The organism is Halomonas sp. I1 (assembly GCF_032334135.1).
Classification (GTDB): Bacteria; Pseudomonadota; Gammaproteobacteria; order Pseudomonadales; family Halomonadaceae; genus Halomonas.
This window is the reverse complement of record NZ_JAVXUS010000022.1, coordinates 1-15226: the sequence shown is the minus strand read 5'-3', so window position 1 is coordinate 15226 and position 15226 is coordinate 1. Positions and strand designations below refer to the sequence as shown.

At 64.9% G+C, this 15226-nt stretch carries 12 protein-coding genes; 8 read left to right on the top strand and 4 right to left on the bottom strand.

The window, feature by feature from the left end:
* Nucleotides 1-247 precede the first annotated feature (247 nt).
* From gshA to rsd, 3 genes are all read left to right on the top strand, one after another.
* Entirely contained in the window at nucleotides 248-1876 is a 1629-nt protein-coding gene (gene gshA, locus RSO41_RS16790; protein ID WP_315620380.1) for a glutamate--cysteine ligase, read from the top strand.
* The gene (locus tag RSO41_RS16785) at nucleotides 1873-2424 is read left to right on the top strand and encodes a disulfide bond formation protein B (RefSeq protein ID WP_315620379.1); all 552 of its coding nucleotides are present in this window, start codon (nucleotides 1873-1875) and stop codon (nucleotides 2422-2424) included. The genes gshA and RSO41_RS16785 overlap by 4 nt, the downstream gene beginning before the upstream one ends.
* Nucleotides 2425-2486: 62 nt before the next feature.
* Nucleotides 2487-2999: a sigma D regulator gene (gene rsd, locus RSO41_RS16780; protein ID WP_285918909.1), complete on the top strand. Its 513-nt coding sequence runs from the start codon at nucleotides 2487-2489 to the stop codon at nucleotides 2997-2999.
* A gap of 134 nt (nucleotides 3000-3133) precedes the next feature.
* Here the strand turns inward: rsd and RSO41_RS16775 are convergent, their stop codons facing one another.
* Together RSO41_RS16775 and RSO41_RS16770 are read right to left on the bottom strand one after the other, a co-directional pair.
* Complete coding sequence (locus tag RSO41_RS16775; RefSeq protein ID WP_315620378.1) at nucleotides 3134-6202, bottom strand: efflux RND transporter permease subunit; 3069 nt, start codon at nucleotides 6200-6202, stop codon at nucleotides 3134-3136.
* 2 nt (nucleotides 6203-6204) lie between these two features.
* The gene (locus RSO41_RS16770; RefSeq protein WP_315620377.1) at nucleotides 6205-7311 is read right to left on the bottom strand and encodes an efflux RND transporter periplasmic adaptor subunit; all 1107 of its coding nucleotides are present in this window, start codon (nucleotides 7309-7311) and stop codon (nucleotides 6205-6207) included.
* Between the two features lie 223 nt (nucleotides 7312-7534).
* On the opposite strand from RSO41_RS16770, the gene RSO41_RS16765 reads away from it, so the two are divergent.
* Complete coding sequence (locus RSO41_RS16765; RefSeq protein WP_315620375.1) at nucleotides 7535-8509, top strand: malate dehydrogenase; 975 nt, start codon at nucleotides 7535-7537, stop codon at nucleotides 8507-8509.
* Between the two features lie 151 nt (nucleotides 8510-8660).
* Here the strand turns inward: RSO41_RS16765 and RSO41_RS16760 are convergent, their stop codons facing one another.
* The gene (locus tag RSO41_RS16760) at nucleotides 8661-9317 is read right to left on the bottom strand and encodes an HAD family hydrolase (protein WP_315620373.1); all 657 of its coding nucleotides are present in this window, start codon (nucleotides 9315-9317) and stop codon (nucleotides 8661-8663) included.
* A 146-nt stretch (nucleotides 9318-9463) separates the two neighbouring features.
* Here RSO41_RS16760 and RSO41_RS16755 point away from each other — a divergent pair, with 146 nt between their 5' ends.
* Both RSO41_RS16755 and ptsP read left to right on the top strand, forming a co-directional pair.
* Nucleotides 9464-9958 carry an RNA pyrophosphohydrolase gene (locus RSO41_RS16755; RefSeq protein ID WP_275288585.1) on the top strand — a complete coding sequence of 165 codons (495 nt, stop codon included), beginning with the start codon at nucleotides 9464-9466 and terminating at the stop codon, nucleotides 9956-9958.
* 80 nt (nucleotides 9959-10038) lie between these two features.
* Nucleotides 10039-12300 (top strand): phosphoenolpyruvate--protein phosphotransferase, encoded by a 2262-nt coding sequence (gene ptsP, locus RSO41_RS16750; RefSeq protein WP_315620410.1) that lies wholly within the window; start codon nucleotides 10039-10041, stop codon nucleotides 12298-12300.
* A gap of 14 nt (nucleotides 12301-12314) precedes the next feature.
* Here ptsP and RSO41_RS16745 read toward each other — a convergent pair whose 3' ends face one another.
* Nucleotides 12315-13079: an NRDE family protein gene (locus RSO41_RS16745; protein ID WP_315620372.1), complete on the bottom strand. Its 765-nt coding sequence runs from the start codon at nucleotides 13077-13079 to the stop codon at nucleotides 12315-12317.
* Nucleotides 13080-13186: 107 nt separating this feature from the next.
* Between RSO41_RS16745 and RSO41_RS16740 the strand changes: the two genes are divergently transcribed.
* Entirely contained in the window at nucleotides 13187-14290 is a 1104-nt protein-coding gene (locus RSO41_RS16740) for a response regulator (protein WP_315620371.1), read from the top strand.
* Nucleotides 14287-15081 (top strand): sulfite exporter TauE/SafE family protein, encoded by a 795-nt coding sequence (locus RSO41_RS16735; RefSeq protein WP_315620370.1) that lies wholly within the window; start codon nucleotides 14287-14289, stop codon nucleotides 15079-15081. The genes RSO41_RS16740 and RSO41_RS16735 overlap by 4 nt, the downstream gene beginning before the upstream one ends.
* The last annotated feature ends 145 nt before the right edge of the window (nucleotides 15082-15226 follow it).

The window sequence follows — 15226 nt, the reverse complement described above, 5'->3', positions numbered from 1 at the left end:
CGCCTTGTCTCACCTTCGCTCGCCGACTTTTCGTACAAGACCTTGATGCCGCGCCTTGGTCCACGAGCTACGATATGCAGCTCGAAGCTCGAAGCTCGAAGCTCGAAGCTCGAAGCTCGAAGCTCGCGACGTCGAAACCTTGAATCGCCGTTTTTCGGCGCCATAATCTGAAATTCCAGGGGTGCCGCGGTGCCCTACCGATAACCGGGAAGCCGGCCAACCGGCCGCTACGACATGGGGTGTCATCTTGTCCGAATCGCTCTCCACCCTCATCGAACGACTCAGCGGGCCGGCCAGCCAGGGGCGTTTCGGCCGTCTGCGCCGCGGTATCGAGAAGGAGGGGTTGCGCGTCGATGCCGAGGCCCGCATCGCCCAGACGCCGCACCCCGCCGACTTCGGTTCGAAGTTGACCCATCCGCATATCACCACGGACTATTCCGAGGCGCTGCTCGAGTACATCACGCCGGTCTACTGTCGGCCGGAGGATGCCCTGGCGTTTCTCGCCGACCTGCACCGGTTCAGTTATCGTCGTCTGGACGGTGAACTGATCTGGCCGGCCAGCATGCCGGCCCGGCTCGACGGCAACGAGAGCGTTCCCATCGCCGACTACGGCCGTTCCAACGTGGGCATGATGAAGCATGTCTATCGCAAGGGGCTGGATGTGCGTTATGGGCGCATCATGCAGGCCATCGCCGGGGTTCATTACAATGTCTCTCTGCCCGACGATTTCTGGGCATTGCTCAAGACACTGGATGGCGATGAGCAGACGTCCATGCAGGACTATCGTTCGTCGCGTTACTTCGACCTGATTCGTAATTTCCGTCGCCACAGCTGGCTGCTGCTCTATCTGTTCGGCGCCTCGCCGGCGGTGGATCGCAGCTTCCTGCCCGACGGACGCGTACCCGAGGGGCTCGTGCCCCACGGTGAGCACACCCTGGTGTCACCCTACGCGACCAGCCTGCGGATGTCCGACCTGGGCTACCAGAACAAGGTACAGTCGCAGCTCAAGATCTGTTTCAACTCGCTGTCCAACTACGTCAACACCCTGCGTCATGCTATCTCGACCCCCTGGCCCGACTATGGCGCCATGGGCGTGAAAGGCGATGGCGACGGTTGGCGACAGCTCAATGCCAATATCTTGCAGATCGAGAACGAGTATTACAGCGACATTCGTCCCAAGCGGGTCGCGCGGCACGACGAAACGCCGAGCCAGGCGCTGGAAGCGCGGGGCGTCGAGTATATCGAGGTGCGCTGTCTCGACCTCGATCCCTTCGATCCCTTGGGCTTCGATGCGACCCGGAGCCGCTTCGTCGATACCTTCCTGATGTGGTGCCTGCTCTCGGAAAGCCCCTGGATCAGCGACGAGGAATGCGAGCACCTGGATGACAACCGCCGGCTGGTGGTATCGCGCGGGCGCGATCCCGAACTGCGCCTGGACCATCATGGCCGCAAGCGCACCATCGCCGACTGGGGGCACGACATCTTCGCCGAGCTGCGCGAGGTGGCCACGCTGCTCGACCGGCTGGAAGACGGTGCGCCGCACGCCGAGGCGCTGGCCGAGCTGACACCCTGGCTCGATGATCCGTCCCTGACCCCCTCCGGCCGCCTGCTGGGGTGCCTGGAGAGCGACGGCGAGGAATTCGTCGATGTCATCATGAGCCTGGCACGGGAGCAGTCCGAGCAATTGGGAGGCGAGCCCATCGGGCCGGCTCGTTCGGCGCTTTTTGACCAGTTGGTGGAGACTTCCCATCAACAGCAGGGAGACATCGAGTCGGCGGAGCATGAAAGCTTCGATGATTTCCTGGCCGACTATTTCGATCGTGCCCGCGAGTCCCGGGCCTTGACGCCATTGCGAGCCGCAGGAGGCCAATCATGATCATGGAGCTCGAGGAGTGGAGCGTGCGTCGGTGGGGCCTGGCGGGGCTGGCATTCTGCGTACTGATGATGGCGGTAGCCCTGGGGCTGGAGCATGGGGCGGGGTTGGAGCCCTGTCCGCTGTGTATCTTCCAGCGGGTGGCCGTGGTCGCTGCCGGGGTCATCTTCGCGCTGGCCGCCTGGCATGACCCCAGGGGACGTGCCGGTGCGGCGATCTATGGGCTTCTGGGGCTGGTGGCGGTCGGTACCGGTATCGGTCTGGCCGGTCGCCACCTGTGGCTGCAGTCATTGCCGGCGGATCAGGTGCCGAGCTGTGGCCCGGGGCTGGATTACATGATGGAGATCCTGCCGCTGCGCGAGGTGCTGGCCACGGTGCTGACCGGCTCCGGCGAGTGCGCCGAGGTTGGCGCGAGCCTGTTGGGCCTGTCGCTGCCCGGTTGGACGCTGATCGGATTCGTGGTGCTGATGCTGGTCCCTCTGGGGCTGTTGGCGAAGTCCTTGCGTCGCGATCACGGCTATCGTTGGCAAGGGGTGCCAGGTCGGGATTGACAGTGTCTCCGGCAAAGGTGAGTCTGTTTCCAGGGTCGGCGGTTCATTCGAGGGAGACACCCATGCTGGAAGACTGCAAGAACGCGCAGGAACGCTGGGGGGGCGTTCATCAGTTGATCGATCGCTGGCTCGCCGAGCGGCGAGCATTGCTGACGAATTTCCGCGAACTCCACGAGACCTGCGACGCCGACCTCGAGACCTTGAGCAAGGCGCGCATCGATGCCTTCAGCGAGTTGCTGATGGATTACATTAGCGCCGGTCACTTCGAGGTCTACCCCCAGTTGCGGGCCGAAGCCGAGGCGTTCGAGGACAATGCCGCCCTGGCCTTGGCGGATAGCCTGCTGGAACGCCTCGACATGTCCACCGAACTGGTGCTGTCCTTCGACGAGGACTATGCCAGCGCCACGCGCTGCGAATACCACATGGCCCGTCTGCCTGCCTGGCTCGACCGCCTGCAGAAAGGCCTCACCGAACGCTTCTCCCTGGAAGACCGGTTGATCGGCCGTCTGCACGCTGCCCACGCCCCCGACGCCGCCAGTGCCGAACTTCATGCCGGAAGTTCGCCCGGGGCCTGAAGGCCCGCCCGGAGCTGTAACCGGGCTTCGCCCGGAGCTGTAAGCCTTAAGCTGTAAGCTTTAAGAAAAACCCTTTCACTGGCCTGCTGGGTAGCAACATCCTGGCTTACGGCTTACGGCTTACGGCTTACGGCTTACAGCTTACGGCTCTTCCTCCCTCCTGGCCCGAGCACCAGCATGCAGGGTGTCAGCAGCAGCGTCAGTCCCGTGGCGAAGGTCAGGCCGCCGGCGATGGCGCTGGATAGCTGTCCCCACCATTGGGTCGAGGGGGCGCCCAGGCCGAGCCTGGGGGTGAAGAGGTCGACATTGATCTCGAGCACCATCGGCATCAGGCCGAGCACCGTGGTCACGGCGGTAAGCAGTACCGGCCGCAGGCGCAATCCACCTGCCTGGAGGGCGGCGTCGACCGGCGACAGGCCTTCGGTTCGCAGTTGGTTGAAGGTGTCGATCAGCACGATGTTGTTGTTCACCACGATGCCGGCCAGGGCGATGATGCCCATGCCCACCATGACGATACCGAAAGGCTGCCCGTTGACCAGCAGGCCGATCAGCACGCCGGCGGTGGAGAAGACGATGGCCGACAGCACCAGCAGTGTCTGGTAGAGGCTGTTGAACTGGGTGACCAGGATCAGCGCCATCAGGCAGATCGCCACCAGGAAAGCCGTGACCAGGAAGTTCATGGCTTCCTGTTGATCTTCCTGCTCCCCGGCGACCTGGACGCTGACCCCGTCGGGCAGTTCTTCCATGGCCTCGGTCAAGGCACGAAGGCGTTCGTCGGGCCGTTCACCTGCCGCGACATCCGCCTCCAGAGTGATCGCGCGGCGACCATCGATGCGATGCAGTGTGCTGACCTTGGGGGCCGGCTCGATGCTGACGAAGTTCGAGATTGGCACCTGGCCGCGGGACGTGTTCAGCGTCAAGCGGTCGAGTTGATCCAGGGAACGTGAATTTTCCGGCAGGCGCACCCGGATATCGACTTCGTCATCGACGCCGGCGGGGCGGTAGCTGGCCACCTGCAGGCCGGTGGTGAGCAGTTGCACGGCGCTACCGATGGTAGCCACATCGGTGCCGAAGCGAGCGGCGGCCTCGCGGTCCACCCTGACGCGCCATTCCACGCCGGGCAGGCTGCGGTCGTCCTCGATGTCACGGAAGCCGCCGAGCTCGTTCATGGCCTGGCGCAGCGTTGCCACGGCCGATGCGGCCTGTTCGGTGGTGGCCGCACCGACTTCCAGCACGATGGGCTTGCCGGCGGCCGGCCCTTGCTCCTGCTCGCGGAATTCCAGTCTCACGCCGGGGATGTCGTCGGTACGTTCGGCCATGTCGGCGAGGATATCGCTGGCCGGTCGCCGTTCGTGCCAGTCGATCAGCTGGAATTGCAGGACCCCGATGACATCGGCACCGAGCTGCTGGTCGGGATTGGAGAAGGAGCGGGCATAGAGGGCCTGGATCTCGCTCATGCCGGCGAGGCGCGCTTCGACCCGCTGGACGATGGCGTCGTTCTCCCGGGCGGAGAAGTCGCCTCTGGAGTGCACCAGGATCTGGGCGCTGTCGGGTTCCACGCTGGGGAAGAATTCCACGCCGTGATTGAAGCGAGCATAAGCGGTGTAGGTCAGCGCCATCAGCAGCAGGGCGACCAGCAGGGTAAGACCCGGTCGGGTCAGCAGTCGAGCCAGCAGGGCGCGATACAGACGACCACCGGAGGTGATCAGTTCGATATCGCTCAGCGCCTGACCGCTGCGGGCGCCGAATACGCCGCCCAGGGTGGGTAGAAAGACCAGGGCCATGGCCAGGGAAGCCAGCAGGCAGAGGATAACCGTGGCCGGCAGGTATTTCATGAACTCGCCCACTACGCCGGGCCAGAACAGCAGGGGGATGAAGACCGCCAGGGTGGTGGCCGTGGAGGCGATGACCGGCCAGCTCATCCGGCTGGCGGCATTGATCCAGGCGTCGTGTGGTGCCTGCCCCTGGCGCAGGTGGCGGTCGGCCAGCTCGCTGACGACGATGGCGCCGTCGACCAGCATGCCGGCGACCAGGATCAGGGCGAACAACACGACCATGTTGAGCGTGAAGCCGATCGCCCAGATCAGCAGGATGCCGGTGAGAAAGGCCCCGGGAATGGTCAGCCCGACCATCAGGGCGGGGCGCAGCCCCATGGCGGCGAGGATCACGATCAGCACCAGGACCACTGCGGTGAGGACGTTGTTGAGCAGTTCCGAGAGCATCGACTCGACCATCTCGGACTGGTCCATGATGGTGGTGACGTCGAGGTCCTCGGGCAGCATGCCACCGGCCTCGTCGAGCAGGTCGCTCACTGACTCGATGGTGGCGATGATGTTGGCACCGGCACGCTTGGAGATTTCCAGCACCAGGGCCGGCTGGCCATCGATGCGGGCGAACCCCTGCGGGTCCTTGAAGGTGGGGTGGATCCAGCCGACATCACCGAAGGTCACGACCCGGTCGCCGTCCACCTTGACCGGCATTTTCATCACGTCCTCGAGCTGCTCGATCACCCCGGGCACCTTGAGTGCCAGGCGCCCGGCGCCGGTGTCCAGGCTGCCGGCCGCCACCAGTCGATTGTTGCGACTCACTCGGTTGAACAGCGTCTCGAAGTCGACGCCGTAGCTGTCCAGCACCAGGGGGTCGACGACGATTTCCAGCAGGTTTTCCCGGTCGCCGCCGATGTCCACTTCCAGCACCTCGGGGATGCCTTCGATCTCCTCCTTGAGCCGGCGGGCCACGGCGACGCGCCGGCTTTCCTCGATGGGCCCGGAAAGGCCGATGGAGAGTACCGGGAAGAGTCCGACATTGACCTCGATGACGCGAGGCTCCTCAGCCTCGTCGGGCAGGTCGGTCTTGGCAATGTCGACCTGCTCGCGGACATCGGTCAGGGCCTGGTCGGGGTCGAAGCCTGGATCGAATTCCAGGTTCAGGGAGGCATGGCCCTCGCCGGCCTGGGCGGTCAACTTGCGCAGCCCCTCGATGCTGCGCAGCTCCTGCTCCATGGGGCGAACCAGCAGTCGTTCGGCGTCTTCCGGGCTGACCCCTTCCAGTGTCATCGACACGTAGATGACGGGAATGGGGATGTCCGGGTTGGCTTCCTTGGGCACGGCCTGCCAGGCCGCGAGCCCCGCCAGTAACAGGGCCAACAGCAACAGCAGGGTGGTGCGCGAGCGGTCCAGTGCCGCCGAGATCAGCGTGCGCATGATCAGGGCTGCTCCGCGTCGGCCGAGGCGCCGGTCTCGTCGACAGGTACCGGCGTGACGGCATCGCCGGGATCGACGAAGCCGCCGCCCAGGGTGATCAGGCGAATCCGTTCGGGAAGGCCGGCGACCCTGGCTTCCTCGTCGTCACTGCTGATCAGTTCGACGTTGTCGCGAACCACTCGGTCCTGGTCGTCCAGGTGCTTGATGGCCAACTGTCCTTGTTCGTCGAGCACCAGCAGGGCTGGCGAAAGGCGGTGCACGCGGCGTGACGGCAGGGTCAACTCGATGGTAGCGCTGGCGCCGGCCAGGCGACGCTGCTCGGGATTGGTCAGTTCGACCTCGATGGCGAAGCTGCGCGTGGCATCGTCGGCTCGGCTGGCGACATGGGTGAGCTCGCCCTCGAGGGTCGAACCGTCGAGCAGGCGTATCCGGGCCGGCAAGCCCGGCTCCAGTGACGGGGCCTTGCGCTGTGGTACCCAGGCCTTGGCGACCAGTCGTGACGCGTCGACCAGGCGCCCCCAGCTTTCGCCCGCCTGGAGCAGTTCGCCCGGGTCCACGTCGACCCGGTCCAGCACGCCGGCGAAGGGCGCCTGAAGGCGCGTGTCGTCTCGTTGCTGGCGCAGGTCGGCGAGCTCGGCGGCCGCCGCGCTCACGGCGCTCTGGCGGCGCAGAAACTCGGGATTGGAGATGAGCTCGCGATCGCGTAGCCCACGGGCACCGGACAGCTCGGCGCGGGCCAGGGCCAGCTCCGCCTCGGCCTGTTCCAGGCGCTCGGGCAGGGCATCCTGCTCGAGTCGCAGCACCTCGTCGCCGCGCTCGACGCTTTCTCCCTGGGAGACAGGAAGGGCGTCCACGCGCCCGGCACGGCGAGCGCGCAGCTCGAGTTCGCGGTAAGCCTCGAGATGCCCCTGGACCACCAGTGACGGGGCATAAGGTTCGGCATGGCGCGTATCGACTTCGACCCGGGGCGGTGGCGGTGTCTCGGCCTCTGTCGACGGCGGCGGGTCATCGCGAAAGCTCGACAGGTCGCCGAAGACGAGCCACAGCAGCAAGGCGAGGCCAAGCGCAATGGCCAGAAGAACGGAAGAGGCGGGGCGTCGGCGCGGCATTCGGACCTTCCCTGGTGGGTCACGAAACATCATGAGCGAAGAACGAAATCATCTCAGCATAGCGGCGTCGAGGAAAGCATGCCGTTGCGTGGTGCTGTACCCATCTCAGGTCGAATTGAGTTTTGTGCACTGCAGGCATACCATTTCCTCGGTTCGAATCCTGGTCGAGGTGGGTGTCTGGCCCGCCTGGCTGATCCTCACGGCGACAACCGAAGGAGCCACGATGAAAGACCCCGTCCGTATAGCCATTACCGGTGCAGCAGGCCAGATCAGTTATTCCCTGGCGTTCCGCATCGCCTCCGGTGACATGCTGGGCAAGGACCAGCCGGTCATCCTGCAGCTGCTCGAGATCCCGCCGGCCATGGACGCCCTCAACGGCGTGGTGATGGAGCTCAATGATTGCGCCTTCCCGCTGGTGCAGGACATCGTCGCCTCCGACGACCCGAATGTCGCCTTCAAGGATGCCGACTTTGCCCTGCTGGTCGGTGCGCGTCCGCGCGGTCCGGGCATGGAGCGCAAGGATCTGCTCGAGGCCAATGCAGCCATCTTCTCCGTGCAGGGCAAGGCGTTGAACGATCATGCCAGCCGCGATGTGCGTGTGCTGGTGGTGGGCAACCCGGCCAACACCAACGCCCTGATCGCCTCCTGCAATGCGCCCGACCTGGATACCGGCCAGTTCACGGCGATGATGCGCCTCGACCATAACCGCGCCAAGACCCAACTGGCTCAGAAGGCCGGCAAGCACATCAATGACGTCGACTCCATGATCGTCTGGGGTAACCACAGCGCAACCCAGTACCCGGATCTGGCCCATTGCAAGGTGGATGGCAAGCCGGCGCTCGAGCTGGTCGACCAGGACTGGTACGAGAACGACTTCATCCCCACCGTTCAGCAGCGTGGTGCCGCCATCATCAAGGCACGTGGCGCTTCTTCTGCTGCGTCTGCTGCCTCCGCGGCGATCGACCACATGCGCGACTGGGCACTGGGCAGCGACGGCATCGTCAGCATGGGGATTCCCGCCGATGGTAGCTATGGCATCGAGCCGGGCATCATGTATTCCTACCCGGTGGTCTGCCAGAACGGCAAGTACGAGATCGTCCAGGACCTGGACGTCAGCGACTTCAGCCGTGACCGGATGAACGCCACCGAGCAGGAGCTGAGGGAAGAGCGGGCCGCCGTCGAGCATCTGCTCGGCTGACCCCAGCGGTAAGCCATAAGCTGTAAGCTTTAAGAAAAACCAGCCCCGCCAGTGATCCACTGAGCGGGGCTTTTGATGTTTTCCAAGGCGCGAAGCGCCTTTCTTACAGCTTACGGCTTAAAGCTTACAGCTGTGAGCCGGCGAAGCCGGTTCAGTCGCGCAGGCTGATGATTCGCCAGCCGCGCGCTTCGGCGGTGTCGCGCAGGGTCGTGTCCGGGTCGACGGCCACGGGGTGGTCGACCTTCTCCAGCAGCGGGAGGTCGTTGTGGGAGTCGCTGTAGAACCAGGCGTCGTCCAGGGTTTCCTCGCGATCCGCCAGCCATGCCGTGAGGCGTTCGACCTTGCCTTCCCGATAGCTCGGAATGCCGCTGACCCGGCCGGTGTAGCGGCCGTCGATCATTTCGGGTTCCACGGCGATCAGGTCGTCGATACCGAGGCGCCTGGCAATGGGGGCGGTGATGAAACGATTGGTGGCGGTGATGATCAACAGGGTATCGCCACGCGTTCGATGGCGGGCCACCAGCTCTTCGCCGCGGGGCAGGATGCTGGGCTCGATCTTGCTGGCCATGAACTGCTGGTGCCAGGCCGCCAGTTGTTCCGGCGTGTTGTCCGCCAGCGGCTTCAGGGCGACTTCCAGGAAGGCGTGCATATCGAGGGTGCCGGCTTCATAGTCCGCCATGAAGCGGTCATTGGCCTGTCGGTAGGCGACCGGGTCCACGGCGCCCTGTTCGAGCAGGAACTCGCCCCAGGCATGGTCGCTGTCGATCGATAGCAGGGTATTGTCCAGGTCGAAGATGGCGAGGCTCACGGCATTCCTCTTGGGTTGAGGGGGAGGCGGAGCCGCGATTATGTCAGACGTCGGAAGCGGATTCGAGCGTGGCCATTCGCCGTATTGAACCCTTTCATACGCTTGTGGAAGAATGACTTCAATACTGGATTCATAAGGTGAAGCCCGTGATCGACGCAGACGGCTTTCGCCCCAACGTTGGTATCATCATCACCAACGATCGAGGGCAGCTGCTATGGGCGCGTCGGGTTGGGCAGAATGCGTGGCAGTTTCCCCAGGGAGGCATCAAGTCGAACGAGACACCGCAACAGGCACTGTTTCGCGAGTTGTACGAGGAAATCGGCCTGACGGCCGACGATGTCGAAGTGCTTGGCTGCACCAGGGGATGGCTGCGTTATCGCTTGCCGCGACGCATGGTGCGAACACACTGCCGGCCGGTGTGTATCGGCCAGAAACAGAAGTGGTTCCTGCTTCGGATCCGCTGTCGGGAGAACCGGATCTGCATGGACAGCGGTCCGGCGAAGCCAGAGTTCGATGGCTGGCGCTGGGTCAGCTACTGGTATCCCCTGGGACAGGTCGTGCCTTTCAAGCGCGAAGTCTATCGTCGTGCATTGCGTGAGCTGTCTCCCAGAGCGCAGCGCCTGGCTCTCGAACGGAGCTGACGACCCGAGACGAGCCGGGGAAGCCCCCGGCGCCATACTCCGCGAGGCGAGAGACAACAACAATGGATAGAAGGACGCCGATGCTCGAGGTGTTGCGGCGCATCATCCTCGAGGTTAATGGGGCGCGCAACCTGGACGCCGCCCTGTCGACCATGGTGCGCCGTATTCGCAAGGCCATGCGCACCGACGTGTGTTCCTTCTACCTCTTTGATGCCGATCTCGATCGGTTGGTGCTGATGGAGACCATTGGCCTGCGTACTCAGGCGGTGGGGCATGTGACCCTGCCGGTCGGGGAAGGGCTGGTGGGGCTCGTGGCCCAGCGCGAAGAGCCGTTGAACCTCGAGGATGCCCAATCCCACGCGCATTTCCGTTACTTCGAAGCAACCGGCGAGGAACGCTATTCCAGCTTCCTCGGGGTGCCGATCATTCACCAGCGTCGCATGCTGGGTGTACTGGTCGTTCAGCAATCCGAGAAACGCCGCTACGACGAAGCCGATGAAGCCTTCCTGGTCACCATGGCCGCCCAGCTCGCCGGGGTGCTGGCCCACGCCCTGGCCACCGGCAGCCTGAATCGACCGACCCTGCCGGGGGGGCAGGCGACCTTTACCGGGGTGGCGGCCTCGCCAGGCATGGCCATCGGTGAGGCCGTGGTGATAGCACCGCCGGCGGATCTCAACAGCGTACCGGACCTGATTCCCACCGATGAAGAATACGAGATCGAGCGCCTGAGCGAGGCTATCGACAAGGTGCGCAACGAGATTCGCTCAGCCGGCGAGCGTCTGGCCAACCGCATTTCCACCCAGGAGCTGGCCCTGTTCGATGTCTATCAACAGATGCTGGGAGAAGCGGCGTTGTCCCAGGAGGTGGTCAAGCGCATTCGCGAGGGGCAATGGGCGCCGGGGGCGCTGGCCGACGTGGTGCGGCGCCATGTCCAGTACCTGGAACGTGTCGATGACGATTATCTGCGCGAGCGGGCCGCCGATATCCGTGATCTCGGGCGTCGCGTGCTTGCCCATCTGCAGGAGGGCACCAGTGCGACACCGGACGTCTATCCAGAAAGCACCATCCTGATCGGCGACGAGATCAGTGTCGCCATGCTCGGTGAGGTTCCAAGGGATCGGTTGGCCGGGCTGGTGTCGGTACGCGGGTCGAGTACCTCCCACGTGGCCATCGTGGCGCGTGCCATGGGCATTCCCACGGTGCTGGGCATGGTCGATCTGCCCCTGCCACGACTCAACGGGAACCGCGTAGTACTGGACGGGCACCGCGGCCGGCTGTTCGTGCGCCCCAGCGAGGAACTGGAGGGGCGCTACCAGAGCATGATCGATGAGGAGCAGGCGCTGACCGAGGTGCTCGAACACGAGCAGGATCAGCCGAGCCGCACCCCGGATGGCCATGACATGCCGCTGATGGTCAACACGGGCCTGGCGGTGGATGCGGTGTCCTCGTTGAAGTCTCGTATCGGTGGCGTTGGACTGTACCGCACCGAAGTGCCCTTCATGATCACCGAGCGTTTTCCGGGGGAGCAGGAACAGACGCGGCTTTATCGCGAGCAGCTCGAGGGGTTTGCGCCCTTGCCGGTGGTGATGCGGACCCTGGATATCGGCGGCGACAAGGACCTGCCCTATTTTCCCATCGATGAGGCCAATCCCTTCCTGGGCTGGCGTGGCATCCGGGTGACCCTGGACCACCCCGAGGTCCTGATGGTGCAGTTGAGGGCGATGCTGCGGGCCTCACAGGGGCTCGACAATCTCCAGATACTCTTGCCGATGGTGACCAATGTCGGCGAGGTCGATGATGCTCTGCGGTTGCTGGAGCGTGCCATCAGCGAGCTCGGCGAGGAAGGCGTGGCGGTGGCCAGGCCCCGGGTGGGCGTGATGATCGAGGTGCCGGCCACGCTCTACCAGCTTGGCGCCCTGGCGAAACGCGTCGATTTCTTCTCGGTCGGCAGCAACGACCTGACGCAGTACCTGCTGGCGGTCGATCGCAACAACCCCCGGGTGGCGGAGCTGTATGACGCCTGCCACCCGGCGGTGTTGTCTGCCTTGGCGAGGCTGGCGGCGGAATCCCGGGAGCTTGGTGTGCCAGCCTCGGTGTGCGGTGAGCTTGCCGGCGATCCGGCGGGGGCGCTGCTGCTGATGGGCATGGGCTTCGAGGCGCTCTCCATGAATGCTCCAAGCCTGCCCAAGGTGAGGGCTGCCGTCAGACGAGTGACCTTGGCGGCGGCAAAGCAACTGGTCGAGGACACCTTGCGCCTCGATTGCCCGCTGGCGGTGCGGCGTCACCTGGACAGCCGCATGGGAGAATGGCAACTGGGGCACCTGTTGCCGCCGAAGGACTGACTCGGCCGCATGACTCAAGGCCTGCGTGTGACCTGGTTCTCGCCCAGCAGCACGCCTTGCGGGCCGAAACGACGTTCGCCGATGTCGAAGCGGCCATCCGCATGCCACGCTAGCCAGGTGGTGGCCCGGGTGCCATAGTCGGCGCCGAGGATGAAGGGTGCCGAAAGACGCCGCTCCAGCTCGCGTTCCACGCCGGTATCGGGAAGCCGGTCATCACTGGCCTGGCGGGTGTCGGCGAAGGCCATCAAGGCATCCTGCGGCCATCGAGCGTCCAGGCTTGCGGCGAGCCCCTGGCGTGCACCGAGCAGCTTGGGCCAGGGCGTGTCGAGTGTCGCGTTGGAAAGCCCGTGCAATCCCGGGGCGACGTCTGTCAGGGTGAGGGTGTCCAGGCCGCGATGCAGGTGCCAGAGACGTTGCCCGTCGCTCGCCAGCAGGTTGAAGCCGGCGTAGCTTAGGGCCTCTCCCTCGACAAGGTTGGCCAGCCAGGCCGGCAGGTCGTCGCACTCCAGGGCGGTGCGCACCAGAGCGCCGCGACTGGGGGCGTTCGACGCGACGTCGAGGCGAGGGTCGCGGACATTGGTCACGGCGGCGAAGCGGCCTCGCTCGTGCATCGCCAGCCAGCCTCCACCCGCGGTCAGGTCGCGTCCGCCGATGATCGAGGGTGCCCCTTCCCAGGCGCCCAGTGGCGCCGTCGGACGGGCATGGAATTCGTCGCGGTTTGCCACCAGTCGCAGCGGCACCGCGCCCGAGGGGCGGAAGTCCAGGGCGATCAGACACATGGTCGTGAGCCTAACCGGTTCACGGCGTGCTGGGAAGCGAAGCCATGACAGGGGCGTCTTCCCGGCGTAAACTCCTCCAACATCATCGACCCGTTACAGGGATGATCATGCGAGTCGAGGCACGCAAGGAACGCTTCTGGTCACGGCTGGTGGCCCCCATTCTCTGGCCGGTACTGTGCGCCCAGGCGCTGCTCGTGGCATTGGGGCTGGCGGTGGGCCTGACCTGCTGGTGGCTGATGCCGAGCGAGGCATCCTGGAGTATCACTTTCTGGCTGCTGCTGGCACTGCTGTCGGGGGGCGGCTTGAATGTGGCCGTCTTCCTGATGCTGCTGAAGCAGCGCCTGCGTCGGTGCGAGCATGACATCGAGGCGCGCCTCGCCGACCTGTCCGATTGTCTGACCCGCCATGCCGACGCTACGGTCGTTCCCCGCGATACGTCCCGCTCGCCGATGGCGCGACTCGATGACATGGTGTCGGCCATCGACGGACTGATCGAGCAGTGGCAGGGGGAAATGACCCGGACACGCCAGTCGGAACGTCGCCTGGCCGAGGAGCTGCAGTCGCAACGTGGCAGGGTGGAGCGCCTCGACGCCGAGCGCGAGCGGGCGCGGGAAGCCTCGAGCCTCAAGTCCGATTATCTCGGGCACCTTCAACAGGCGCTGATCCCCTCGCTGACAGCACTGGAAGAGGCTCTCGGTGACGAGCACCGTCACCCGGAAGCCGTCGAGACGTTGCGCGCAAAGCTGGCCGATGCCTTGGCACTGCTGGAGACACTGGATGAGTCGTCCTCCCCGCAGGGGGAGCCGAGTGCCAGAGTACTGATCGTCGATGACGGGCCGGTCAATCTGATGCTGGCGCGTCAGGTGCTGGAGCGCCAGGGGCTCCAGGTCATCACCGCTGCCAGCGGTGCGGAGGCCCTGCAGCGGCTCGGCGAAATGCCGATCGACCTGATCTTCATGGATATTTTCATGGCCGATATGGATGGCGTGGATACCTGTCGTGCCTGGCGTGAACGCGAGGCGTCGATGCCCGAGCGACCACGCAGCGTGGTGGTAGCGTTGACCGCCAATGCCAGCGAGGCCGATCGTCGGCGCTTCGAACAGGTCGGCATGGACGACTATCTGGCCAAACCCTATCGTCCCCAGGACCTGCTGCAGACCGTACGCCATTGGTTACCCGGCGCGCTGGAGACAGGTGGAGACCCATCGTGAGCGCCCTGGCGCTCTGGCTGGGATATCTGGCCCTGGGAGGTATTGCAGGAACCCTGGCCGGGTTGTTCGGTATCGGCGGCGGCTTGATCATCGTGCCGGCCCTGGTGTTCGCCTTCGACCTCCAGCAGGTAGTGCCCGAGGTCAGCATGCACCTTGCGGTGGGGACGTCACTGGCGACCATCGTGGTGACCGGGGCATCGTCGGCGTGGGGGCACTTTCGGCGGGGGAGCGTGTGTCGAGAATGGTTTCTGGCGCTGCTGCCCGGCCTGATGCTGGGGGCCATTGCCGGTGTGTTCGTGGCCGGCAACCTGTCGGGTGGCCGGCTCGGGACGCTGTTCGGCGTTTTCGTGCTGCTGGTGGCGCTTCGCATGCTGCTTGGTTTGCGGCCACGTCCCGGAGGCCTGGCGCCGGGACGTGGCATCATGATGCTGGCCGGGGGCGTGATCGGTGGGGTGTCGGCGCTCTTTGGCATCGGCGGGGGAACCTTGAGCGTGCCCTGGCTGTCTCGGTGCGGGGCGACGATGACCCAGGCGGTGGGAACGTCCTCGGCCTGCGGGCTGCCCATTGCGCTGTTCGGGGCCCTGACCTTCATCATCGTGGGGTGGCAAGCCCCGGGACTGCCGCCAGGGGCGCTCGGCTATGTCATGGGGCCGGCCTTCCTCGGCATCGTGCTGGCGAGCGTGCCCTGTGCACGAATCGGTGTCTGGCTGGCACATCGTCTACCGGGGCGGCTGTTGCGACTGGCGTTCGCCGCCTTGCTGATGGTGGTCGGGTTCAAATTCCTGTTGTAGCTGTAACCGGGCTTTGCCCGGAGCTGTAAGCCTTAAGCTGTAAGCTTTAAGAAAAACCGGCCGGGCTGCGCCCGGCCCGGCTGCGCCGGGAGCTGTAAGCTATAAGCTTTAAGCTGTAAGAAAAAACAAAAAAACCTTGTTCCCG